The organism is Avrilella dinanensis (assembly GCF_002807015.1).
Lineage (GTDB): Bacteria > Bacteroidota > Bacteroidia > Flavobacteriales > Flavobacteriaceae > Flavobacterium > Flavobacterium dinanensis.
On record NZ_NIPO01000001.1, the window covers coordinates 655,296 to 677,168 of the forward strand.

Annotated in this window: 22 protein-coding genes and 1 riboswitch; of the genes, 8 read left to right on the top strand and 14 right to left on the bottom strand. The window is 38.8% G+C overall.

Annotated elements, in window-relative coordinates:
* Positions 1–29 precede the first annotated feature (29 nt).
* Positions 30–1,475, bottom strand: coding sequence for an acetyl-CoA carboxylase biotin carboxylase subunit (gene accC, locus CDL10_RS03225; protein WP_100677207.1), 1,446 nt, complete (start codon positions 1,473–1,475; stop codon positions 30–32).
* Positions 1,476–1,575: 100 nt separating this feature from the next.
* A complete protein-coding gene (locus CDL10_RS03230; protein ID WP_100677208.1) occupies positions 1,576–2,061 on the bottom strand; it encodes an acetyl-CoA carboxylase biotin carboxyl carrier protein subunit in 486 nt (161 codons plus the stop codon).
* A gap of 103 nt (positions 2,062–2,164) precedes the next feature.
* Here CDL10_RS03230 and CDL10_RS03235 point away from each other — a divergent pair, with 103 nt between their 5' ends.
* Positions 2,165–3,031, top strand: a complete 867-nt coding sequence (locus CDL10_RS03235; RefSeq protein ID WP_100677209.1) for a CPBP family intramembrane glutamic endopeptidase — start codon at positions 2,165–2,167, stop codon at positions 3,029–3,031.
* Between the two features lie 48 nt (positions 3,032–3,079).
* On the opposite strand, the gene CDL10_RS03240 is transcribed toward CDL10_RS03235, so the two are convergent.
* Complete coding sequence (locus CDL10_RS03240; protein WP_100677210.1) at positions 3,080–4,021, bottom strand: NAD-dependent epimerase/dehydratase family protein; 942 nt, start codon at positions 4,019–4,021, stop codon at positions 3,080–3,082.
* An 87-nt stretch (positions 4,022–4,108) separates the two neighbouring features.
* Positions 4,109–4,217: riboswitch (TPP riboswitch) on the top strand.
* A gap of 18 nt (positions 4,218–4,235) precedes the next feature.
* Between CDL10_RS03240 and pnuC the strand changes: the two genes are divergently transcribed.
* A complete protein-coding gene (pnuC, locus tag CDL10_RS03245) occupies positions 4,236–4,847 on the top strand; it encodes a nicotinamide riboside transporter PnuC (RefSeq protein ID WP_100677211.1) in 612 nt (203 codons plus the stop codon).
* A 36-nt stretch (positions 4,848–4,883) separates the two neighbouring features.
* On the opposite strand, the gene CDL10_RS03250 is transcribed toward pnuC, so the two are convergent.
* The 4 genes from CDL10_RS03250 to CDL10_RS03265 all read right to left on the bottom strand — a co-directional run bounded on the left by CDL10_RS03250 (position 4,884) and on the right by CDL10_RS03265 (position 7,730).
* Positions 4,884–5,537, bottom strand: coding sequence for a YceI family protein (locus CDL10_RS03250; RefSeq protein WP_100677212.1), 654 nt, complete (start codon positions 5,535–5,537; stop codon positions 4,884–4,886).
* A gap of 105 nt (positions 5,538–5,642) precedes the next feature.
* Positions 5,643–6,290 (bottom strand): leucyl/phenylalanyl-tRNA--protein transferase, encoded by a 648-nt coding sequence (aat, locus tag CDL10_RS03255; RefSeq protein ID WP_100677213.1) that lies wholly within the window; start codon positions 6,288–6,290, stop codon positions 5,643–5,645.
* A gap of 65 nt (positions 6,291–6,355) precedes the next feature.
* Positions 6,356–6,841 carry a DUF3127 domain-containing protein gene (locus CDL10_RS03260; RefSeq protein WP_100677214.1) on the bottom strand — a complete coding sequence of 162 codons (486 nt, stop codon included), beginning with the start codon at positions 6,839–6,841 and terminating at the stop codon, positions 6,356–6,358.
* 13 nt (positions 6,842–6,854) lie between these two features.
* Positions 6,855–7,730, bottom strand: a complete 876-nt coding sequence (locus CDL10_RS03265; RefSeq protein ID WP_100677215.1) for a flavin reductase family protein — start codon at positions 7,728–7,730, stop codon at positions 6,855–6,857.
* Between the two features lie 180 nt (positions 7,731–7,910).
* Between CDL10_RS03265 and uvrC the strand changes: the two genes are divergently transcribed.
* Entirely contained in the window at positions 7,911–9,713 is a 1,803-nt protein-coding gene (gene uvrC, locus CDL10_RS03270; RefSeq protein ID WP_100678619.1) for an excinuclease ABC subunit UvrC, read from the top strand.
* Entirely contained in the window at positions 9,710–11,917 is a 2,208-nt protein-coding gene (locus CDL10_RS03275) for a patatin-like phospholipase family protein (RefSeq protein WP_100677216.1), read from the top strand. The genes uvrC and CDL10_RS03275 overlap by 4 nt, the downstream gene beginning before the upstream one ends.
* A gap of 21 nt (positions 11,918–11,938) precedes the next feature.
* On the opposite strand, the gene CDL10_RS03280 is transcribed toward CDL10_RS03275, so the two are convergent.
* From CDL10_RS03280 to tatA (CDL10_RS03310), 7 genes are all read right to left on the bottom strand, one after another.
* On the bottom strand, positions 11,939–12,352 hold the full coding sequence (locus CDL10_RS03280) for a PH domain-containing protein (RefSeq protein WP_100677217.1): 414 nt from the start codon (positions 12,350–12,352) through the stop codon (positions 11,939–11,941).
* Between the two features lie 31 nt (positions 12,353–12,383).
* The gene (mgtE, locus tag CDL10_RS03285; protein WP_100677218.1) at positions 12,384–13,736 is read right to left on the bottom strand and encodes a magnesium transporter; all 1,353 of its coding nucleotides are present in this window, start codon (positions 13,734–13,736) and stop codon (positions 12,384–12,386) included.
* Positions 13,717–14,502, bottom strand: coding sequence for a 16S rRNA (adenine(1518)-N(6)/adenine(1519)-N(6))-dimethyltransferase RsmA (gene rsmA, locus CDL10_RS03290; protein ID WP_100677219.1), 786 nt, complete (start codon positions 14,500–14,502; stop codon positions 13,717–13,719). Before rsmA ends, mgtE begins: the two co-directional genes overlap by 20 nt.
* Before the next feature lie 2 nt (positions 14,503–14,504).
* Positions 14,505–14,816 (bottom strand): DUF4286 family protein, encoded by a 312-nt coding sequence (locus CDL10_RS03295; protein WP_100677220.1) that lies wholly within the window; start codon positions 14,814–14,816, stop codon positions 14,505–14,507.
* A gap of 62 nt (positions 14,817–14,878) precedes the next feature.
* Positions 14,879–16,150 carry a serine--tRNA ligase gene (gene serS / locus CDL10_RS03300; protein ID WP_100677221.1) on the bottom strand — a complete coding sequence of 424 codons (1,272 nt, stop codon included), beginning with the start codon at positions 16,148–16,150 and terminating at the stop codon, positions 14,879–14,881.
* A gap of 148 nt (positions 16,151–16,298) precedes the next feature.
* Positions 16,299–16,475, bottom strand: a complete 177-nt coding sequence (gene tatA, locus CDL10_RS03305) for a twin-arginine translocase TatA/TatE family subunit (RefSeq protein WP_100677222.1) — start codon at positions 16,473–16,475, stop codon at positions 16,299–16,301.
* Between the two features lie 12 nt (positions 16,476–16,487).
* Complete coding sequence (tatA, locus tag CDL10_RS03310; RefSeq protein ID WP_100677223.1) at positions 16,488–16,682, bottom strand: twin-arginine translocase TatA/TatE family subunit; 195 nt, start codon at positions 16,680–16,682, stop codon at positions 16,488–16,490.
* A gap of 161 nt (positions 16,683–16,843) precedes the next feature.
* Here tatA (CDL10_RS03310) and CDL10_RS03315 point away from each other — a divergent pair, with 161 nt between their 5' ends.
* The 4 genes from CDL10_RS03315 to CDL10_RS03330 are packed head-to-tail and all read left to right on the top strand — an operon-like array spanning position 16,844 to position 21,864.
* Positions 16,844–18,331, top strand: coding sequence for a GH3 family domain-containing protein (locus CDL10_RS03315; RefSeq protein WP_100677224.1), 1,488 nt, complete (start codon positions 16,844–16,846; stop codon positions 18,329–18,331).
* An 11-nt stretch (positions 18,332–18,342) separates the two neighbouring features.
* Positions 18,343–19,224, top strand: a complete 882-nt coding sequence (locus CDL10_RS03320; RefSeq protein WP_100677225.1) for a carboxypeptidase-like regulatory domain-containing protein — start codon at positions 18,343–18,345, stop codon at positions 19,222–19,224.
* A 4-nt stretch (positions 19,225–19,228) separates the two neighbouring features.
* A complete protein-coding gene (locus tag CDL10_RS03325; protein WP_100677226.1) occupies positions 19,229–20,914 on the top strand; it encodes a DUF6909 family protein in 1,686 nt (561 codons plus the stop codon).
* 5 nt (positions 20,915–20,919) lie between these two features.
* Positions 20,920–21,864, top strand: coding sequence for a hypothetical protein (locus CDL10_RS03330; protein ID WP_100677227.1), 945 nt, complete (start codon positions 20,920–20,922; stop codon positions 21,862–21,864).
* Positions 21,865–21,873: the final 9 nt, after the last annotated feature.

Here is a 21,873-nt window from a genome sequence, read left to right on the forward strand (position 1 = left end):
AATCAGTTTATATAACTTTAAACCTTAAACTACAACTCCGTTGGCACTCTCAAAACTTTTTGGTCTGCTAAATATTTTTTCAAAGCTACTAAAGCAGCTACTTCTGCTTCTTTTGCTTGGTTTTCTTTGATGATATCTGCGCTATAGAATTTCTTAACGAAATTGGTATCAAAGTTTCCTGAGACAAAGGCATTGTGTTCAAAAACAAACGTTCCAAAAGGTAACGTAGTGCTTACACCTTCAACTTTGTATTCTTGAATGGCTTTTAACATCAATTGAATCGCCTCGTTACGATCTTTACCATACGTAATCAATTTTGATAACATTGGGTCGTAATAAATAGGCACATCCATACCTTGTTCAAAACCATTATCTACACGAACACCTTCACCAGTTGGTAAAATGTACGTTTCTAAATTACCTACCGAAGGCAAGAAATCGTTTAATGGATCTTCAGCGTACACACGTAATTCTAACGCGTGCCCTTTAATTTGTAAATCGTCTTGAGTAATTGGTAACACTTCGCCACGAGCTACGCGAATTTGCATTTCAACCAAGTCGATTCCTGTAATTAATTCTGTAACAGGGTGCTCTACTTGTAAACGCGTATTCATTTCTAAGAAATAGAAATTTTTATTTTCGTCTAATAAGAATTCAACAGTACCTGCACCAATGTAATCACAAGATTTAGCCACTTTTACAGCCGCTTCACCCATTGCTTTACGGATTTCTGGAGTTAAAACAGCCGAAGGCGCTTCTTCTACTACTTTTTGGTGACGACGTTGAACCGAACATTCACGTTCGAATAAATACACTACATTTCCGTGCGTATCTGCCATAACTTGAATTTCGATGTGACGTGGAGATGCAACGAATTTTTCAATAAAAACCGATCCGTCTCCAAAAGCTGAAGTCGCTTCAGAAATAGCACGTTGCATTTGAGATTCGAAATCTTCTTCTTTCTCAACCACACGCATTCCTTTTCCACCACCACCAGCAGATGCTTTAATTAAAATTGGAAATCCTACTTCTTTCGCTACTTTTTTTGCTTCATCGATATCTGTAATGGCGTGGTCTAAACCAGGCACCATAGGAATATCGTAAGCCTTAACTGTATCTTTAGCAGCTAATTTATCTCCCATCACTTCAATAGCGTGAGATTTTGGACCGATGAATGTAATACCGTTTTGCTCGGCTAATTCGGCAAATTTGGAATTTTCTGATAAGAATCCGTAGCCTGGGTGAATCCCATCAACACCTAATTCTTTACATACTTCAATAATTTTATCACCTAATAAATACGATTGATTAGAAGGTGCCTCACCGATACAAACTGCTTCATCGGCAAATTTTACGTGAGGCGATTGACGGTCGGCAACCGAATAAACAGCAACGGTTTTAATTCCCATTTTCTTTGCTGTTTTCATTACGCGTAGTGCAATTTCACCACGGTTTGCAACTAATATTTTTTTCATTTAATTTTAAATTTATTGTGGTTAAGAGGAAAGATGAAAGAGTCAAGAAGAAAGAAACGAGACAATCTTTGTTCTTGCTTTTTTTCTCTTTCTTCTAAAATTACTCAAACTCAATCAAAAGCTGTCCTTTATCCACTGCTTGTCCTTTTTCAACAGCGATAGATTTTATCACTCCAGATCGAGGAGAGTCGAAACTATTCTCCATCTTCATAGCTTCTAAGATCAATAAATTATCGCCTTCATTAACTTCCTGACCAACAGAAACGCTGATTTCCAGAATCAAGCCGGGCATTGGTGCTTTGATTTCATTGACCACTTTTCCTTTACCAACTTCAAATCCCATTTCTTTAATCAACTCGTCCAAAGCATTGGTAATCGCCACTTCGTAACGGTTGTTGTTGATTTCTATCGTATAAGTTTTGTTGATAAAATCGGTATTTACTACCTTGGCTTGATAGGAAATGTTGTTATGCAATACGTGAAAACTGTGCTTATCCAGACTCACGGCATCTGCATTAAGTATCTGTTTTTCTGTAAATTCAAAATTGTGGTCTTTGTTTACAGAAACTTTAAGTGTGTTGTTCATTGCTTAAAATTTGTTTGAAAGGGTAAAGTTAGTTAAAAATCGGTAAAAATCAGCATAATTGTGTTTGTTTGGAACTTTGTATATTTGCCGGAAATTACACTTAATGAAACAAATAGTTACCGATTTTATATCTTTCATCAGAAAACCCAAAGACATTCCATATTCCGGAAACGAGAAAAGCTATAAATGGAAAATGTTTTTCACGCTTTTTGCTTTAGAATTGCTATTGCTGGTTGTTTATTATCCTTGTGTAATACTGTTGGATAAATACGTCCCGTTGGAACAAAGTTTAGATACAACCTTCTCGGCGATAGGTACATTTTTCTTGATGGTATTATTGATTCCGTTTATTGAAGAAGTTTTTTTCAGATTAGGTTTGAGAAGAAAATATGTGCTGAAATCTATTTTTTCCGAACAGGAATGGCAACGTTGGTTTCCTTTTTTCGTGTATAGTTCCACAATTGTTTTTGGGTTGGTACACATTAGTAATTATGCAAACACCCAATGGATTTTTTTTGCGTTGGCTCCGTTTATTATTCTGACGCAGCTTACAGGCGGGTTTATTATAGCTTATCTTCGGGTTCGTTTCAATTTTTGGCTGGGCTATATGTATCACGCTTTGTGGAACTTTACGGCATTTTTCATCATAAGCTCTTTTTTTATGTTTTTCACGGAAGATACACATATCAAAACCGATGATTACGAGCTGGAAATCAAAGAAAAAATGTTTGAAAGTTTGTCGGGAAGTAAAACCATTTCTTACAAAGCAGATGATGATACGATTTATTTCATTGAATCTGACCAATATAATATGGGCAAACTTTTGGAAATTATCAGTCCGGATAATAAAGAATATATAGCAAAACCTTCAACTGTTGTAGTATTAAAATTTGAGGCTGAAAAAGGAATTTCTAAAGACAGTTTGTTAATTCTTTTGGAGCAAGAAGAATATTTGAGAAAAAGGAGATAAACAAATCAGCCACAAAGTATTTATCATAATCTGTGGCTGAAGTTTATATTATCTTGACAAGTTTTCCAACATTACTTTTGTCATTTTTTCCAAATCATATTCATGTTTCCAGCTCCAGTCTTTTCTGGCTTCAGAATCATCAATGCTCGATGGCCAAGAATCTGCAATTTCCTGGCGGAAATCAGGCTCGTAAGAAATTTCAAATCCCGGTTTCACTTTTTTGATAGATTCCGCGATGTCTTTTGGTGTGAAGTTCATCGCAGACAGATTATAGGAAGAGCGAATTTTAATATCTTCCTTGTCTGCCTGCATGATGCCGATGGTTGCCCGAATCGCGTCGTCCATATACATCATCGGAAGTTCGGTGTTTTCACTCAAAAAACAAGTGTATTTATTGCTTTCCACCGCTTTGTAATAAATATCCACGGCATAATCGGTCGTTCCGCCGCCCGGTGGCGTTTTCCATGAAATCAATCCCGGATAGCGGATAGAACGTACATCAACACCAAATTTGTTGTGGTAATATTCGCACCAGCGTTCGCCTGCCTGTTTGGAAATTCCATACACTGTCGATGGCTCCATTACGGTATATTGCGGAGTATCGTGTTTCGGTGTTGTCGGACCAAAAACCGCAATACTGGACGGCCAGAACACTTTCTTGATTTTTCCTTCTTTGGCGAGATTCAGTACGTGAAACAATGAATTCATATTCAAATCCCATGCAAATGCCGGATTTTTTTCTGCTGTTGCCGAGAGTAAAGCTGCCATCAGATAAACTTCATCAACCTGGTATTGGTCAATTACTTTTTCTATGGCGTTTTTGTCCATAGCGTCCAGCAATTCAAAAGGTCCGGATTCAAAAGCCGGGTGGGTTCCCTTGCGAATATCCGAAGCAATTACGCTGTCGTTACCGTATGTTTCTCGGAGTTTTATGGTTAGTTCAGTACCTATTTGTCCACAAGCACCAATGATTAATATTGTTGTATGCATAATTTTGGGTAATTATTCGCAAAGATATTAATTCGCTGAGAATAATGTGAATTTTCACCTTTTTAATTTTTCTTTATTCTTATCTTTGTCGGGCAAATGGGGTGCTTGTTGGTTGGACAGGCTGAGATGATACCCGGGGAGCAATCCCACACCTGATCCGGATAATACCGGCGTAGGGATTTTAGCATCATCTCATCATTTAATTTTATGTTATATGATGCAGGAAATTTTAAGTAAAATCACTTGGCTGGAATGGCTGGGTGTATTGTTTTCGTCTGTTCAGGTACTTCTGGCACGGAAAAACAACGTGAACAACTATCTTTTTGGTATTGCCGGCGTGCTGATTGCTTTATATCTGAAGTTTAATGCACACTTATATGCCGAGTTTACGTTAGAGCTATACTACCTTGTAATGAGCGTATATGGTTGGATTTTCTGGAAATATGGCAACCAAAAGGCTGAGGTTCCGGTTTCTTATTCCGATTCTTCTGAGAGATTTAAATCATGGGGAATTGTCGTCGGAACTTTCATCTTGTTTTATCTGTTTCTTACCGTTTATACTAAGTCAGATGTGCCGATTTGGGATTCTGCCGTAGCAGCTTTTGCCTGGGCGGGAATGTGGCTTTTGGCAAAACGGAAAATAGAAAACTGGATTTTTCTGGCGGTCAGTAATATTATTTCTATCCCGCTGATGATACACAAAGACTTTTATCTCTATGCTGTGTTATATACATTTTTACTCATCGTTGCCATATTCGGATATATCAACTGGAAGAAAATCATTAAAAACGAATCGGAGAATAAAACGAAAAACCTTCCTCAATAAAAAGGAAGGTTTTGTTAGTCAGCTGTTTAGAAAGGCTTATTTAGTTGCTTTCACTGTGAATTTCACTTTGATGTTATCTTTGATGATTTTATCTCCAGCCAAATCTTGGAAAACAGAACCTGAATTGAAGTTTACACCCCATTTTGTTCTGTCGATTTCAAATTCGTCTGAAGCGATAGTCACGTCGTTATCCGTTACAGTTACAGTAGCCGGGAATTCGATAGAGCTGGTTTGACCTTTCATCGTTAGGTTTCCTTCAACTGTTGAATCTTTCACATTAACCAGTTCGAAAGTAGCTGTCGGAAATTTGGACACATTAAAGAAATGATCCGCTTTGTCTTCAGATTCTCCTTTTAAGTGGGCTTCTAAGTCAGCTTTTCCTGTATCTTCTGTCAAATCAGTAACTGTGATGGTTTTCATGTCGATAACGAATTTACCCATGGTCACTTTTCCATCTTCCACGAAAACTTCGCCTTGCTCCAAAGCAATTGTACCTGTGTGTCCTCCTCCGGCAACTTTACCACCAGCCCAATCAATTTGTGAGTTTTCGATATCTACGTTGTATTTTACCGCAGTTTCTGTTGCTTCGTTAGTTTCTAAAGCGTCGTTGGCATCAACCGCTTTTTTGTCGTTACAAGCAGTCAGCGTCAAAGCAGCTACTGCGAACAATGTTAAAACACTTTTTTTCATGATATATGCTATTTCATTTTTATTTAGTACAAAATTAATCATTTTTCACAAACGAATGTTAACGATACCTTAAATTTTTGGTAGATATTCAGCTTGTTGAACGGATTATTTGCTGTTTTTCTTTGGCAGAAAACGGACGAAATCTTCCCTGTCAATTTCAGTGAAACCGAGTTGTTCCAGGTATTCGTTATATATCTGTCCATCGATGAGGGAGTAATTTTCCTTTTTGGTTTTTTCAGCCAGGTAGTGAAAAGCGATTTTTGAGGCATTGGATACTTTGGAAAACATACTTTCGCCACAAAAAATATTCCCTAAATCAATCCCATAAAGTCCGCCAACTAGCTCATTATTCTGCCACACTTCTACCGATTTGGCATGACCTATTTTGTGCAACCGAATATAGGCTTCTGCCATATCATCAGTAATCCAAGTACCGTTTTGTCCTTCTCTTTTGGTGGTTTGACAGTTTCTGATAACTTGTTCAAAACAGGTATTAAAGCTTACTTCAAAAATATTTCTGTTGAGGATATTCCGCAAACTTTTGGACGGCTTGTATTTGTCGGGATAACAAACCATTCTTTTTGGCGGACTCCACCAAGTGATGGGTTCTCCGTCTTCAAACCAAGGAAAAATACCACTTCGGTAAGCCAGCAACAGTCTTTCAACAGATAAATCTCCGCCAATGGCAATAATGCCTGATGGGTGAGTGGTGTGCAATGGCGGGAAATATATTTCTTGGTTGAGTAAATACATAAAAGAAAAAACTACCTGAAAACGGATTTTTAATTCTTCAGGCAGCCTTGTTATTTAAAATCTTTTTAGAACGGCAAATCGTCTGGTTCTTCCTCATTCGTCTGGCTTGGTGCCGGTGGAAAAGGATTATTTGGATTCGGCATGTTTTGCTGGGTGTTTTGTGCAAATTGTTGTCCACCACCAAACTGCTGGTTAGGTTGCCCGGGGGCGGGTTGTCCTTGTGGCGGATATCCACCATAATTAGCGGGTTGTCCGTAACCCGGCTGAGGTTGCTGGGCTTGCCATGGTTCGATCCTCCAACCTTGGATAGAGTTGAAATATCTCGTTTCTCCTTCCGGATTTACCCATTCGCGTCCGCGTAAGTTAATACCCACTTTTACTGGTTGTCCTACTTGGAAATTGTTTAACAAGTCGGTTCTGTCTTGTACAAACTCAATCATTAATGTTTGAGGATATTGCTCTTCTGTCGTAATAACCAATTCTCTTTTTCTAAAAGTAGGGTTGATGTCCTGATTTGGTCCGATAACTTTTATTCTTCCAATTACTTCCATAAATCTAAAATTTTTATTGTTGTGCCAACAACACTTTCCACGCGTCCAACACTTTGTTTTCTGCCAAAAGCTGTTTAGCGGTTTTATCTAATTGTTCAATATTTTTCTGTTCAATATCTTTTGCAACTTCCGGATTGTCAGTAATAAACTTCCGGATTTCTCCTTCGCCGGGGAGTTGTTCCACATTACCCAACATGCCGAAATCGTTACCTGCAAATATAGTTTTTTTTCTGATATATTCCGGTATATTATCCACACCAATACCCAACGTGCTGAGTGGTTTTTCCACCTCGAACATGCCAAGATTGGCTCTGGAATACCAGTTTCCGCCCATTCTGGACACCAAATCTATTTTGTGCTGGTCGATTTTTCCGTTTTCGTCCAAGATGTTTTCACTGATGTGTATGCGAACCACTTCGCAGATAATCAAATTTCCGGCACCGCCTTCCGTGCCGAGAGCAATAATGTCGTTTATTTTACATTCAAACTGCACCGGACTTTCCGCCACACGATAAGGTTTGACTACTTCCGATTTTAATTTGGTAAAACCGGCTTTTACAAATTCATCTACACCGTCGGCATATTCTGTCGAGGATAGTGAGGCTTGTTGCACAATATCATAATTGACCACGTTAATGACCACTTCCCGGGTTTCTTCGGCATTAATCAGCGTGTGTTTTACTGTGTTGTTCCGGACTCTTCTGGCGGGCGAAAAAACCAAAATAGGCGGATTAGAACTAAACAGATTAAAAAAACTGAATGGCGATAAATTAGCGTTTCCGTTTTTGTCTATGGTACTCGCAAAAGCTATCGGACGTGGGCCGACAGCTCCTTGTAAATAGGCTTGTTTTTCTACCGAAGATAGTTTTTTAGGGTCTAAGGTTATCATCAAATTACTGTTTTTTACAAAGTTAAATGTTTTTGCCGAAATCAGCTACAAATGATAGTTTTTTGTCGTTGGTTTTCTCCATATTTTTTTCTGAAAAAGCATGTTAATTAATTTTCAACAATTCCGGAATCTATGGCAGAAGTCGTATCTTTACATTTTACTTTAACGCAGCAATCAATAATGGATATCAACCCCGAATTAGAAGTTCAGATACAAGCCATTCCTCACTTGCCGGGTGTTTATCAGTATTTTGATAAAAACGGTAAGATTCTTTATGTAGGTAAGGCAAAGGATTTGAACAAAAGGGTAAAATCTTATTTCGTTAAACAGCACGACCACGCCAAAACGCGTTTGCTGGTACGGAAAATTGCCCGTATCGAACATACTGTCGTGGAAACCGAAACCGACGCTTTGCTGTTGGAAAATAACCTTATCAAACGGTTACAGCCCCGCTACAATGTGCTGCTCAAAGATGATAAATCTTATCCGTGGATTTGCATTAAAAAAGAAGATTTTCCGAGAGTTTTCCTAACGAGAAGAGTCATCAAAGACGGTTCGGAATATTTTGGTCCATATACCAATATCAAAACGGTTTATACACTTCTTGATTTAATCAGAGGATTGTACAAATTAAGAACTTGTAAATACGATTTAAGTCCGTCGGCGATTGCAAATAATGATTACCGGGTGTGTTTGGAATACCATATCAAAAACTGTGAAGGACCTTGTGAAGGACTGGAAACACCCGAACGTTATCAGGAAAAAATCAATGCAGTCAGAAATATCCTGAAAGGTAATTTCAAAGAGAATTTGAAAGATTTCCGGCAACAAATGCAGGATTTAGCCGCCGATTTGCGGTTTGAAGAAGCACAGGAAATCAAGGAAAAACTCGAATCACTGGAAAATTATCAGGCAAAATCAACGGTGGTGAGTACCAAAATATCCAATGTAGATGTTTTCTCTATTATTTCGGACGAAGCAATGGCATACGTCAATTTTCTGCAAATTATCAACGGAGCGATTATCCGTTCACATACTTTAGAATTGAAAAAGAAAATGGACGAATCCGACAACGATTTGCTGACATTGGGTATTGTGGAATTGCGAGAGCGGTTTCATTTACAGGCAAAAGAAGTGATTGTGCCTTTTCCGGTAGAATTGGGCGATAAAATCACTTGCATGATTCCGCAGCTGGGCGACAAAAAAAGATTGCTCGACCTTTCGGAACGAAATGCAAAATACTACCGGCTGAATCAAATCAAGCAGGAAAAATTTACTGACCCCGAACAGCATATTTCCCGCATCATGCAGCAGATGAAAAAAGATTTACGCTTGCCGGAAGAACCTCGCCACATCGAATGTTTTGACAATTCCAATATACAAGGAACCAATCCGGTGTCGGCATGTGTGGTGTTCAAAGATGGAAAACCAAGCAAGAAAGATTACCGGCATTATCACATCAAAACGGTAGAAGGTCCTGATGATTTTGCTTCAATGGAAGAAGTGGTTTATCGGCGGTACAAACGCTTGCTGGACGAAAACCAGCCTTTGCCGCAACTGATTATTATCGACGGAGGAAAAGGACAATTGTCTTCAGCGTTAAAAAGTATCGATGCTTTGGGATTGAGAGGAAAAATAGCTATCTTGGGAATCGCAAAACGATTGGAAGAAATTTATTTCCCGGGTGATTCTGCACCGTTGTATCTGGATAAAAAATCCGAAACGCTGAAAGTGATTCAGAACGCTCGGAATGAAGCCCATCGGTTCGGTATTACGTTTCACAGGAATACACGAAGCAAAAAAGCAGTACATTCTGCCTTAGACGATATTCCGGGTGTGGGCGAAAAGACCAGGCAAAAGCTGATGGAAAAATTCAAATCGGTTAAACGCTTGAAAGATACGCCGGTGGAAGATATTGCTCAGGTCGTTGGAAAAGATAAAGCCGAAAAAATAACTGCATTTCTCAATCAGGATTCGATATGAAAAAACTACTTATGTTACTGTTTTTACTCCCGTGTCTGACAATTCAGGCACAAGATACTTTGCGTCCGAAAGTCGGAGTGGTTCTTAGTGGCGGCGGGGCAAAAGGGTTGGCTCATATCGGCGTTTTGAAAGTGCTGGAAGAAAACGGTGTAAAGGTTGATTACATCGCCGGAACAAGCATGGGTGCGATTATCGGCGGCTTGTATGCGTCGGGTTATACAGCTACCGAACTGGATTCTATTTTCAGGCAAGTAGATGCTGAGGCATTAGTGCAGGATTATATCCCGAGGATATCCAAATCATTTTACGAGAAAAGAAATAACGAGGTGTACGCTTTGCAGTTGCCGTTTGAAGATTTCAAAATCACGATGCCCAAAGCATTATCCAAAGGAATGTATAACAATAATCTGCTTTCCGAATTATTGGCTCACGTGCGGTATGAACGCGATTTCAGCCAGCTGCCTATTCCGTTTGCCTGTGTGGCTACAAATTTAGTCACGGGCGAAGGAGTAATTTTGCGTGGAGGTAACCTGACACAGAGCATTTTGGCGAGCGGAGCTTTCCCTTCATTATATACGCCAGTTGAAATCGACGGAAAAACACTGATTGACGGAGGAATTGCAGATAATTATCCGATAGATATTGTTAAAGAAATGGGTGCGGATATAGTTATTGGTGTAGATGTGCAGGACGGTTTGAAAGAACTGGACGACCTCAAAGGAATGTCAGATATTCTCTTTCAGATTTCCAATTATTCTATGGTTTCTGAAATGCCCAGAAAGATTGAGGAAACCGATTATTATATCAAACCAGATATCAGAGGATTTTCGGTGGTTTCGTTTGACAGCGGAATCGAAATTATTAAAAGAGGCGTTGATGCAGCCCGGAAATATCAGGAAGATTTCAGTCGGTTAGGACAGCCGGAATATGTGAATAATCCTCCGAATTATGTAGATAAAGGAGATGATTTTGTAGATATAAACGAAATTCATATTAGCGGAATTGAGAATTATACCCGAAACTATATTTATGGTAAAATAAAGGTAAGACCTTTTCAGCAAACGACATTCAAAAAGCTCGTTTCCGGAATGAATGACCTCAATGCTACACAAAATTTCAGTTCGATATCGTATGAGTTTGCGTCTGATAGTTTGTATGATAATTGTGATAATCTGTACATTACGCTAAAGGAAAATCGAATCAGGCGGTTTGCGAAATTTTCTATTCATTATGATGGCTTGTACAAAAGTGCCGCATTGGTCAATCTGACACAGAAAAAATTGTTGTTTAAAAACGATGTGGCTTCGCTGGACGCAGTGTTTGGCGATAATTTCCGGTATTTTTTCAATTATTATGTCGATAACGGTTATTTGTGGAGTGTAGGAGTGCAATCCAAACTAAACACGCTGAACAGAACGGTGGAGTTTCATGATTATGCGTTTGAAGATTTTCCGCAGATGAAAGCTTTTACTACGAAATATATTGACCTGACCAACCGGTTGTATTTCCAGACTTATTACAAGGAACGGTTCCGGATAGGGTTGGGGGTTGAGCATAAGTTCAATCAGGTAGATTTGAAAAATATCCGGTTAGATAAACCATGGTTGGACAAAAGTCATTATTTTTCGGCGTTCGGTAATATTACGCTTGATACATACGATGACAAATATTTTCCGACTAAAGGGGTGATTTTTACCGCCGAATACAAAAATTATTTTCACTCGTCTGATTACAATGAAGATTTTAGCAATTTCTCACAGATTACAGCAGAACTCGGCATGACTAAAACTTTTTTCAATCGGCTGAGTGTTGAAGTGAAAGGTGATGTTGGGATAACTATCGGGGCGAATGTACCTACTTTTCTCAACTACTTTCTTGGGGGATATGGCTTTAATTCGGTATATAATATTCAGCCTTTTTATGGCTATGATTTCCTGAGCTTGTTTAATGACTCATACATCAAAGGTTCTTTCCGGATAGATTATGAATTGTTGAAAAAACACCATGTTAATTTTTCGGGTAATTATGCACAGGTCGGCAATGGAATTTTTCAATATGCCGATTGGATTGACAAACCGGCATACAGCGGCTATGCTTTAGGCTACGGTTATCAGTCAGTCATCGGCCCCATAGAAATTAAACACAGCTGGTCACCCGAAACCAAAAATCATTATACGTGGTTTGCAGTAGGTTTTTGGTTTTAGTGTTTGTGAAGTGAAAAATACTCAGCTCTTTTTCTTATACCTCACCTCAATATCTGGATTAATATTTAGTAAATCAGCGATGAATTGTTCTTTATTTTCGGGCGATACAAGAATGCTATCAAACTTATTATAAAGGATTTCTAACCGGTCAAACGAAAAAGCAGGTGCGGCAAGAATGCTATTGCTTTCTTCTATTTTCCGAATGTTTTGCAAAGCAACTTTTTGATTAGGAAAAAATTTGGTTCGAATCGATAAATACTCATCATCGATAACATAACGCATGGTGAAAAATATAAGGCAAAAATAAGCAGAACTTAACACGCCAATAGTAGTCATCAGCCATTCTTGTATAACTATTCCATATACCGCCATGACCACAAAAAATAATAAGATAAACCAATAAAATTTATCAATTTTAGATCGGTGTGTTTTCATTTGTTTTGCAAGATAAATTTTAAACAGACTCTTAAAACCCTAAAATCATTTTAGCCAAAGTAAAGTAAATCAAAATCCCGAAAATATCGTTAGATGTAGTAATAAATGGACCAGTTGCCAATGCGGGGTCAATACCATATTTGTCCAACAAAATTGGGATTAATGTGCCGATTACGCTGGCGATAACCATAACGGTAACCAAAGAAATCGCGACAGTAATTGATACATCATAGGATGTTTGCAGGATAAAATGTGTAGCAAATAATAATAGAATAGCCAATGCCACGCTGTTGAGCATACTCAGCAAAATCTCTTTGCCAAGCCTTTTCAAGGTCGAACCGCTCAGCGAGTTGTTGGCAAGACCCTGAACGATAATCGCTGATGATTGCACCCCGACATTCCCTGCCATCGCAGCAATAAGCGGTGTAAAGAAAAATAAAATCGGATATTCGGTTAATGCACTATCAAATCCACTGGAAACATTTACGGCAATAAAACTTCCTAATAATGCCAATAAGAGCCAAGGTAACCGTGCTTTTGTCAGTACCCAGATGCTGTCATCGGCCTCTACGTCTTGTGAGATACCGGCAGCCATCTGGTAATCTTTGTCGGCTTCTTCCCGGATAACATCTACAATGTCATCAATCGTAATCCGTCCGACCAAACGCCCGGTTTCGTCCACAACAGGAATGGCTTCCAAATCGTATTTCTGCATCACGTGAGCTACATCAATGGCTTCGTCATCTACTTTTACATAATCTACTTTCGGGATATAAATATCTTTGATTTGTGTAGTCGTCGAAGATGTAATCAAATCTTTGAGCGAAAGTCGTCCTTTCAGCCGGTCTTCGTCATCAACCACATAAATAGAATGTACGCGAGAAACATGTTCTGCCTGTTTTCTGATTTCCTGAATACAAGTCAAAACATTCCAGTTTTCATTTGCCTGAATGTATTCCTTCGCCATCAAACCACCGGCAGTATCTTCGTCATAGCGAAGTAATTCGACGATGTCTTTGGCATGCTCAAAATCTTCCAGCTCAGCGATTACGTGGTCTTTGATGTGCTCGTCTAGTTCCCCGATAATATCGGCAGCATCATCGGTATCGAGTTCGTCCAACTCTTCCGCGATTTCTTTGGCAGACAAGTTTTTCAGAATTTCTTCCCGAACCTCTTCGTCGAGTTCCAATAATATCTCCGAACTGATTTCAGAATCAAATTGCTTAAACAAATAGCTGGCGTCCTGAGGTTTCAACTCATTCATCAATTCCGCAATATCCGCTCCGTGAACATCATGCAGCAACCGCATCAGCTCATTGCTGTTGTTTTCTTCAATGAGCGATTCAATGTGCTGAATATATTCTTTATTGATGGCAAACTCCATACACTTCTATTTTTTTTGTGATATTGATAAATTCTTCTACTGCCAGCTGTTCAGGTCTTTTATCAAATAAAATATCAGATTTTATTTCCTCGGTAAGATAGCTTTTCAGGCTGTTTCTTAGTGTTTTTCTTCTTTGGTTAAATGCCGATTTGACCACACTGAAAAAAAGTTTTTCATTACATGGTAAATGATAATCTGCTTTTCGTTTCATTCGCATTACTCCCGATTTTACCTTGGGCGGAGGCGAAAAAACCTGCTCCGACACTGTAAACAGATATTCGACTTCATAAAATGCTTGGCACAAAACGGATAAAATCCCGTAGGTTTTGCTTCCTGCTTTTTCACAGATTCGCTCGGCAACTTCTTTCTGGAACATTCCCGAAAATTCAATTACCTGTTCTCTCATTTCCAACGCTTTGAAAACAATTTGAGAAGAAATATTGTAGGGGAAATTTCCGATTATGGCAAAATGGTCCCTGCCAAATATTTTTTGGAAATTATATTGCAGAAAATCCTCTTCGATAATATGTCCGTGCAGTTTCGGATAATTTTTTTCGAGATAACGAACTGATTCCCCATCGATTTCCACGACAAAAGTTTCGACAGGTTTTTGCAATAGATACTTGGTAAGCACGCCCATTCCCGGTCCGATTTCCAGAATGTGGTTGTAGCCGTCAAAAGTGAGGCTGTCTGCTATTTTCTGGGCAATGTTTTCATCGGTCAGAAAATGTTGTCCGAGATGTTTTTTGGCACGTACTTTTTCCATGATTAATGTTCGCTGATAATTTCTAATTCAGTTCTAAAAGCCAGCATTTTGTTGCCGAACAGTTGCAAGCCTTCTTGCCTCAGTGCATCGGCATATTGCTGATAATATTCGTCGAGGTGCTGTTTGCTTGGTGCGAAATATTGCACGGAATAGGTCATACCTCCCATTTCTTCTTCAACCAATACTCTGACCAATCGGGCAGATGTGAATTTTTTCGTCGCCAAAACATCGTTGATGTGCTTGGTTTTCATCCACTCCAGCCATTTGCTGTGAACGCTTTCGTCAATGTTTATTGTAACGTTGTATATATACATAATATTTTTTTGATGATTAAAGGAATAAAAAACACCAATTTTGGATTGGTGTTTTGTGTTTTTTAGTCGATGATATCAAATCCTGTGTATGGTCTTAATACTTCCGGAATAACAATTCCTTCCGGGGTTTGATAATTCTCTAAAATTCCTGCCAACACCCGGGGCAGAGCCAGCGAACTACCATTCAGGGTATGAGCCAGCTGGGTTTTGCCTTCGCTGTTCCTGAAACGCAATTTCAAACGATTTGCCTGATAGGTTTCAAAGTTAGACACAGATGAAATTTCTAACCAGCGATCCTGAGCTGTGGAAAACACTTCAAAATCATAGGTCAGGGCAGAGGTAAAGCCCATGTCTCCGCCACATAATCTCAATATTCTGTATGGTAATTTGAGTTCATTTAAAATGTCTTTGACGTGATCAACCATTCCGTCTAATGCCTTGTAGGAATTATCAGGGTGTTCTATGCGAACGATTTCTACCTTGTCAAATTGGTGCAAACGATTTAGCCCACGTACGTGTGCACCGTATGAACCGGCTTCTCGTCGAAAACACGGCGTGTAACCCGTTGCTTTGACTGGTAAATCATTTTCGTTGAGAATCACATCTCTGTACATATTGGTTACCGGCACTTCGGCAGTCGGAATCAGATATAAATCATCAGCGGTTACGTGATACATTTGTCCTTCTTTGTCAGGTAATTGCCCGGTTCCGTAACCAGACGCCTCGTTTACCAAATGTGGTACCTGAAATTCCTGATAACCGGCAGCGGTATTTTTGTCTAAGAAATAGGAAATCAACGCACGCTGTAATCGGGCACCTTTGCCTTTGTAAACCGGAAAACCAGCACCAGTGATTTTTGCTCCTAAATCAAAATCTATGATATCATATTTTTTGGCTAACTCCCAATGTGGCAAAGCATTCTCAGACAATTTCGGAATTTCTCCGTGTTCAAAAACAGTTTCGTTATCTTCCTCGTTTTTTCCGGCCGGGACGATATCTGTTGGTGTGTTTGGAATCTGATATAATTGCTGTGAAAGTTGCTCGGTAAAATCGTTAAGCCTGTCCGATAATTCTTTGCTTTTTTCTTTAAGACGGGAAGTTTTCTCTTTGACGAGGTCGGCTTTGGTTTTTTCGCCATTTTTCATCAAATTCCCGATTTCTTTCGATAGCTTATTGGACTCAGCCAGGATATTATCCAGTTCAACCTGTGTTTTACGACGGTTTTCGTCGAGTTGCAAGGTGTGTTCAATCATCTCACGGGCATCGATATTCCGCTTTGCCAATGCAGTGATGACTTGCTCTTTGTTTTCTCTGATATAAGCTATCTGTAACATATTTAAGTAAAATTAATAAACTACAAATTTAAAAAATGTATTGATATAGGCACAAAAAAAGAGAAGTCTTTCCAAAAAACATAGAAAGACTTTTCAGGAATCGAAATTCCGAAACAATTTTTATAAAAGTTATTTCTCTGAAAGAAAACTATTCGGATTTATTCTCTGTATTATCCTTTTTGCTGTTTTCTTCTTTAGTAGCGTCTTTGAACTCCTTTATGCCTGAGCCTAATCCTTTCATCAGTTCAGGGATTTTTTTGCCACCGAATAATAATAGTAAAACGACAGCGATAAGTATAATTTCCGTAGCACCGAATCTGCCCATAATATTGCGGATTTATTCAGGATTATTATTTTGTGAGTTGTTTTTTGTATTCTCTTCTTTAGTAGCGTCTTTGAATTCCTTGATGCCTGAGCCTAAGCCCTTCATCAGTTCAGGAATTTTTTTGCCACCAAAAAGCAACAGCACCACCACGAGGATAATTAATATATTTGTCCAGCTTGGCATGCCCAAAATTATAAATGAATTCATAATAATATTTATTTATGTAGTACAAAGATACGACAAATAGATTTATCAGATTACGGCCACTTGTGTATTTTTATTAAAAGCTTAACAATTGCAGAATAACAGCCTTTCTACCCAAAGATTTTATATCTTTGTTTTTACAGAAAAAATACCAAAAATCAAATATGTCAGTCAAAGCATTTTTTGCCAGAATATTCGCCAATATCGTGGTCATGCAGTCACAAAAATGGATAATAAGACCACAACAAACACAGGAAAAATGGTTTAATCATCTTATCCGTAAGGCAAAATATACCGATTTTGGCAAAGATCATTTGTTTATGTCGATACGAAATCACGATGATTTTGTTCGTCGGGTTCCGATACGTGATTATGAAGAACTTCGCCCATATATGGACAAGGTTGTTGAAGGAAAATCAAATGTTTTGTGGCCGGGTAAACCGTTGTATCTGGCAAAAACTTCCGGAACTACTTCGGGGGCAAAATTTATTCCGCTGACTAAAGATTCGATGCCGTTTCACATCAAAGCGGCACGCAATGCGATTTTGTTTTATATCCAGGAAACTAATAATACCAAAGTGGTAGATGGAAAGATGATTTTCCTGCAAGGTAGTCCGGTTCTGGAAGAAAAAAACGGATTGAAGTTTGGTAGATTGTCCGGAATCGTAGCTCATTACGTACCAAAATATTTGCAGAAAAACCGCTTGCCGGGCTGGGAAACCAATTGTATCGAAGATTGGGAAACCAAAATAGATGCAATCGTGGAAGAAACTTCCAAACAGGATATGCGGTTAATTTCTGGTATTCCATCTTGGATTCAGATGTATTTTGAGCGGTTGATTGCCAAAACCGGCAAACCGGTGGGCGAATTGTTCAAAAAGTTTGATTTGTTCATTTACGGCGGGGTAAATTACGAACCCTATCGGGCAAAATTTGAGCAGATGATAGGCAGAAGGGTCGATTCGATTGAACTGTTTCCAGCTTCCGAAGGGTTTTTTGCTTTTCAGGATAAGCAAAATGAAAAAGGAATGTTGTTGTTGCTTGATGCCGGAATTTTCTACGAATTTGTTAAAGCAGACGAATTTTTTGATGAAAACCCGAAAAGACTTACCATAGACGAAGTAGAATTGGATGTGAATTATGCTTTAATCATTTCGACCAACGCCGGTTTGTGGGCATATAATATCGGCGACACGGTAATGTTTACCTCACTAAAACCTTATCGGGTGGTAGTAACCGGACGTATCAAGCATTATATTTCCGCATTTGGCGAACATGTGATTGCCAAAGAAGTCGAAACGGCTTTGCAGGAAGCTGCGGAAGCGACAGGAACTTTGGTAACGGAATTCAGCGTTGCCCCGCAGATTAATCCGGAAGAAGGATTGCCGTATCACGAATGGCTAATCGAGTTTGAAAAAGAACCGAATGACAAGGCAAAATTTGCCGAAATCATCGACCAGGCAATGAGAAAGCAAAATGTGTATTACGATGATTTAATAAGCGGTAATATCCTGCGTCCGGTGGTAATTACTTCGGTAAAAAAAGATGGATTTAACGAATATATGAAATCCAAAGGGAAATTTGGCGGACAAAATAAATTGCCACGATTGAAAAACGATAGGGAAATTGCCGATAATATAGAAAAGGCATAAATATAATTGCAATGAGGTTTTTGTTATTTATCACAGGATTAATCACTTTTCAGATACAGGCACAGCAGGTTTCGGGCGTGGTTGTGAATGCCGAACAAGAGCCGATACCTTATGTAAATATCTGGAATATGGATAGTTCTGCCGGAGCAACTACCGACGACAACGGGTGTTTTTCTATTCCGTTTGCAGAAGAAGGCGAAGAAATTGCACTTTGGGCATCGGGCTATGAACGGCAATTCAAAGAAATTACAGCATCAGATACCATCGTTTTACAAAAGATTCAAAAAGAAGTGAACCCTGATGAGTTGATTGTTTATCCTGAAAAAACGTTGCATCACACTATCGGCGAAGCACATTTTGAAAATTTTTATTTCAACCCGGGGAATCTGCCGTGGATTTTTGCCCGTTATTTTCCGAATGAAAAAGAAATTCGACATGTACAATATATTGACAAAGCTATCGTTTATACAAAAAGCATGGTTGCGGAAGGAACTTTTAAGCTGAGGTTGCTCGTGCCGGACGAAAACGGTTGCCCGGGTGATGATTTGTTGGACGAACCGATTATTGTACCGATAAAACGCGGAAACAAAAAAAACAAAATCGAATTATTGCACCACAATCTGAAAATGCCGGAAGAAGGTGTGTTTGTTGCTATCGAGTGGATACTGATGGAGAATAATCAGGCGAGGTTGAACACCTTTGTGAAAAAAACAACCTTGTTTGAAGATTATCGTTATGCACCCGATATGGTCAATAATCACGTAGAAAAATCCAATTCATACCGATACATACACGGTTATTGGTTCAGTAACGAGCAGTTTGTTGATGAAAAAGATTTGGACAAAGAAAAACCTTATGCCGACCCGGCGATAGGATTAATTTTAAGTAACTGATTATATGTCAAAAACCAATACACAAATAGCACTTTCCAGAGCTCAGGAATCTTCAGCGGCGGTTGAACGGATTTACATCACTATGCGTCATTTGTTTAACCGTGGATTTTACAAGCCGATGGGCGTTTCCGGCGAAACTTTGCGGGAAGCACTATTGTTGTTACGTCCCGAAATTTATGGGAGCATAGCCGAGGAAAAAGTCGAACTGAGCGGACTTTTGTATGTGATTGAACGCTTGCCGATAGGAATTGAAGAATGCCGTTACATTCATTTGACTTCAGATGAAGGTTACCGCAATTCGCATTTCAAACCGATTGTTCCGCCAAAAAGACGGAGAAATTGCTACCGAATAGACAAAGAACAAATGAATATTGAGATTACCCGCGGACGTTCGGATATTTATGATATTCTGACGCATCTCACTTTTATCTTTGTCGAATCACACAAAATCAAAGACCGGATTCTGGACGAAGAAGAAGATTCTACCAATCGCGACTGGACAAAAATTAAGGAATTGATTGCCCATAAAAAGGCATTGAATACGGTGGAAAGAGAAAAAGCCATGGCTCATTTGTCGGGGCTTTTGGGCAGGTCGTTTGAAGAGATTAACCTCGTTTATCCGGCATTTGCCACGCCAGACAATCCGGATAGGTTTATTCATTTGATATACTGGCTCGGACAGCTCGCTTTAGATGAGGTGTTGCTTGAGCAGAAAAGAACCATCACTTTCAGTCCGATTTTGAGAGAGCGTGTCGGGCATCATATTCATGGAGATGCCTGGGCAGAAGACATTAAAGCGGTTTTACAAAAGCTGAATATCATTCATCGTCCGATACATATTATCAGTGCCAATATGCACAGCGTGATGAATAGTATTTTTGCCCATAAAGCATTGAAAAAATATGAAATTAACCCTTTGCGAACGGAAATATTTGAAGCATTGAGTCTGTCCGAAAATTCGATGTTGAGAGCAAAAGTGAAAGAACAGGCGGGTAAGGAAGGTATGATTTTTATTCCGGATAATACAGGAACTAATATTGATGTGCAGATTTTCGATACAGCCAAAATAGATTTTCGAGAAACACTTTTTAAAGATTATCAGATTCCGGAAGATGACCACCAAAAACCGGTAATTATCGTGATGGATTACGCTTTTGGCGAGCAGGCATACGAAACTATCGACGAATTATTAAAACCATTTAAAAAAGATATATATTTGAACGTTGAATCTATTTCGGTTATGGGTAAGGCAGGGATACTGAACGGCGACAAGGGCGACATCATGATTCCTTTTGCACACATCAATGAAGGTACAGGTGATAACTATCCGTTTGACAATGAGTTGTCGTCGGAAATGTTTGAAGATTACGGTATTCCGGTGGTTTCAGGCACGATGATTACTGTGCTGGGTACCTCTTTGCAAAACAAAGATTTGCTGGCATTTTTCCGGGATTCAACCTGGGGAGCAGTAGGTCTGGAAATGGAAGGTGCTCATTACCAGAAAGCAATTCAATCGGCATCGAAAATAAGAAAAAGCATTTGTCCTGATGTGAAGATAAGATATGCTTATTACGCATCAGATAATCCGCTGAAAACCGGCAGCACGCTGGCATCAGGCGGATTGGGAACAACGGGCGTTAAGCCTACATACGCCATTACTATCGAAATTTTGAAACAGATTTTAAACTAAACTATATGGAAGAAAATAAAGCTACTACAAGAGAAAACCAAGAGATTGATTTGTCGTATTTGTGGAAATCATTCAAAAACTTTTTTGAAAATATTGCTTACGGTATATTTAAGTTTATTTCCTTTTTTCTGAAAAATATAATCGCCACTATTATTCTGCTGATTATAGGTGTTGGTTTAGGAGTTTATATGCACCAGAACGACAAAGGAGCTTATAGAAATGTTGTTGTTGTAGCGACAAATTTCGGCAGTACGGAATATGCGTATAACAAAATCAATAATTTCAATAAATCTGAACAGCACAATTTTCCGGGATTAGAACATGTGTCCAAGATTGACATAGAGCCGATTATTGATATATATAGTTTCCTGTCTGATGAAAAAGATAATTTGGATATGGCTAAATATATGAGTGAAAACACCATTGAGGTCAGCAAGTATAAAGACGACAACAATGTTGAGAAGCTATACAGATACCATAAAATTGAATATCTTACTGATGTTGCCGATACTGATAATGGAATTTACACCGATTTGATTAATTATTTGAATAATGATGAGTATTATGCTCAAGTCCGGAAAATTGGTGTGGCAGAATCTCAGAATAGATTAGCAGAATTAGAAAAATCGGTAGAGAATATCAATGCGGTTTTTGAAAGTATTGGTGCAAACAGGTCTGGAGGTAGCGGAGATATCAAAATAGATTTGTATTCACAAATCAATGAGCTGATGCTCACAAAAAACAAGTTGTTACGACAAATTACCAAAACAAAAGTACAGATTGTTGAAGAAGAAAAAGTGGTTTATGACGTTAGCAGTAACCGAAATTTGCATAATAAAAGTATCATCAAGCCAGTTTTGCCGGCTATTGCTTTGTTGTTAATATTCTTTTTTGTGGCACAAACTGTTAAAAGATATAAGAAATTCAGAAATGAAGAAGCCGGAAAATAGATAGTTTTT

Bases quoted from the DNA above. Each gene is read 5' to 3' on its own strand.
- accC (WP_100677207.1), bottom strand. From the start codon at position 1,475: ATGAAAAAAATATTAGTTGCAAACCGTGGTGAAATTGCACTACGCGTA.
- CDL10_RS03230 (WP_100677208.1), bottom strand. From the start codon at position 2,061: ATGAACAACACACTTAAAGTTTCTGTAAACAAAGACCACAATTTTGAA.
- CDL10_RS03235 (WP_100677209.1), top strand. From the start codon at position 2,165: ATGAAACAAATAGTTACCGATTTTATATCTTTCATCAGAAAACCCAAA.
- CDL10_RS03240 (WP_100677210.1), bottom strand. From the start codon at position 4,021: ATGCATACAACAATATTAATCATTGGTGCTTGTGGACAAATAGGTACT.
- pnuC (WP_100677211.1), top strand. From the start codon at position 4,236: ATGATGCAGGAAATTTTAAGTAAAATCACTTGGCTGGAATGGCTGGGT.
- CDL10_RS03250 (WP_100677212.1), bottom strand. From the start codon at position 5,537: ATGAAAAAAAGTGTTTTAACATTGTTCGCAGTAGCTGCTTTGACGCTG.
- aat (WP_100677213.1), bottom strand. From the start codon at position 6,290: ATGTATTTACTCAACCAAGAAATATATTTCCCGCCATTGCACACCACT.
- CDL10_RS03260 (WP_100677214.1), bottom strand. From the start codon at position 6,841: ATGGAAGTAATTGGAAGAATAAAAGTTATCGGACCAAATCAGGACATC.
- CDL10_RS03265 (WP_100677215.1), bottom strand. From the start codon at position 7,730: ATGATAACCTTAGACCCTAAAAAACTATCTTCGGTAGAAAAACAAGCC.
- uvrC (WP_100678619.1), top strand. From the start codon at position 7,911: ATGGATATCAACCCCGAATTAGAAGTTCAGATACAAGCCATTCCTCAC.
- CDL10_RS03275 (WP_100677216.1), top strand. From the start codon at position 9,710: ATGAAAAAACTACTTATGTTACTGTTTTTACTCCCGTGTCTGACAATT.
- CDL10_RS03280 (WP_100677217.1), bottom strand. From the start codon at position 12,352: ATGAAAACACACCGATCTAAAATTGATAAATTTTATTGGTTTATCTTA.
- mgtE (WP_100677218.1), bottom strand. From the start codon at position 13,736: ATGGAGTTTGCCATCAATAAAGAATATATTCAGCACATTGAATCGCTC.
- rsmA (WP_100677219.1), bottom strand. From the start codon at position 14,502: ATGGAAAAAGTACGTGCCAAAAAACATCTCGGACAACATTTTCTGACC.
- CDL10_RS03295 (WP_100677220.1), bottom strand. From the start codon at position 14,816: ATGTATATATACAACGTTACAATAAACATTGACGAAAGCGTTCACAGC.
- serS (WP_100677221.1), bottom strand. From the start codon at position 16,150: ATGTTACAGATAGCTTATATCAGAGAAAACAAAGAGCAAGTCATCACT.
- tatA (WP_100677222.1), bottom strand. From the start codon at position 16,475: ATGGGCAGATTCGGTGCTACGGAAATTATACTTATCGCTGTCGTTTTA.
- tatA (WP_100677223.1), bottom strand. From the start codon at position 16,682: ATGAATTCATTTATAATTTTGGGCATGCCAAGCTGGACAAATATATTA.
- CDL10_RS03315 (WP_100677224.1), top strand. From the start codon at position 16,844: ATGTCAGTCAAAGCATTTTTTGCCAGAATATTCGCCAATATCGTGGTC.
- CDL10_RS03320 (WP_100677225.1), top strand. From the start codon at position 18,343: ATGAGGTTTTTGTTATTTATCACAGGATTAATCACTTTTCAGATACAG.
- CDL10_RS03325 (WP_100677226.1), top strand. From the start codon at position 19,229: ATGTCAAAAACCAATACACAAATAGCACTTTCCAGAGCTCAGGAATCT.
- CDL10_RS03330 (WP_100677227.1), top strand. From the start codon at position 20,920: ATGGAAGAAAATAAAGCTACTACAAGAGAAAACCAAGAGATTGATTTG.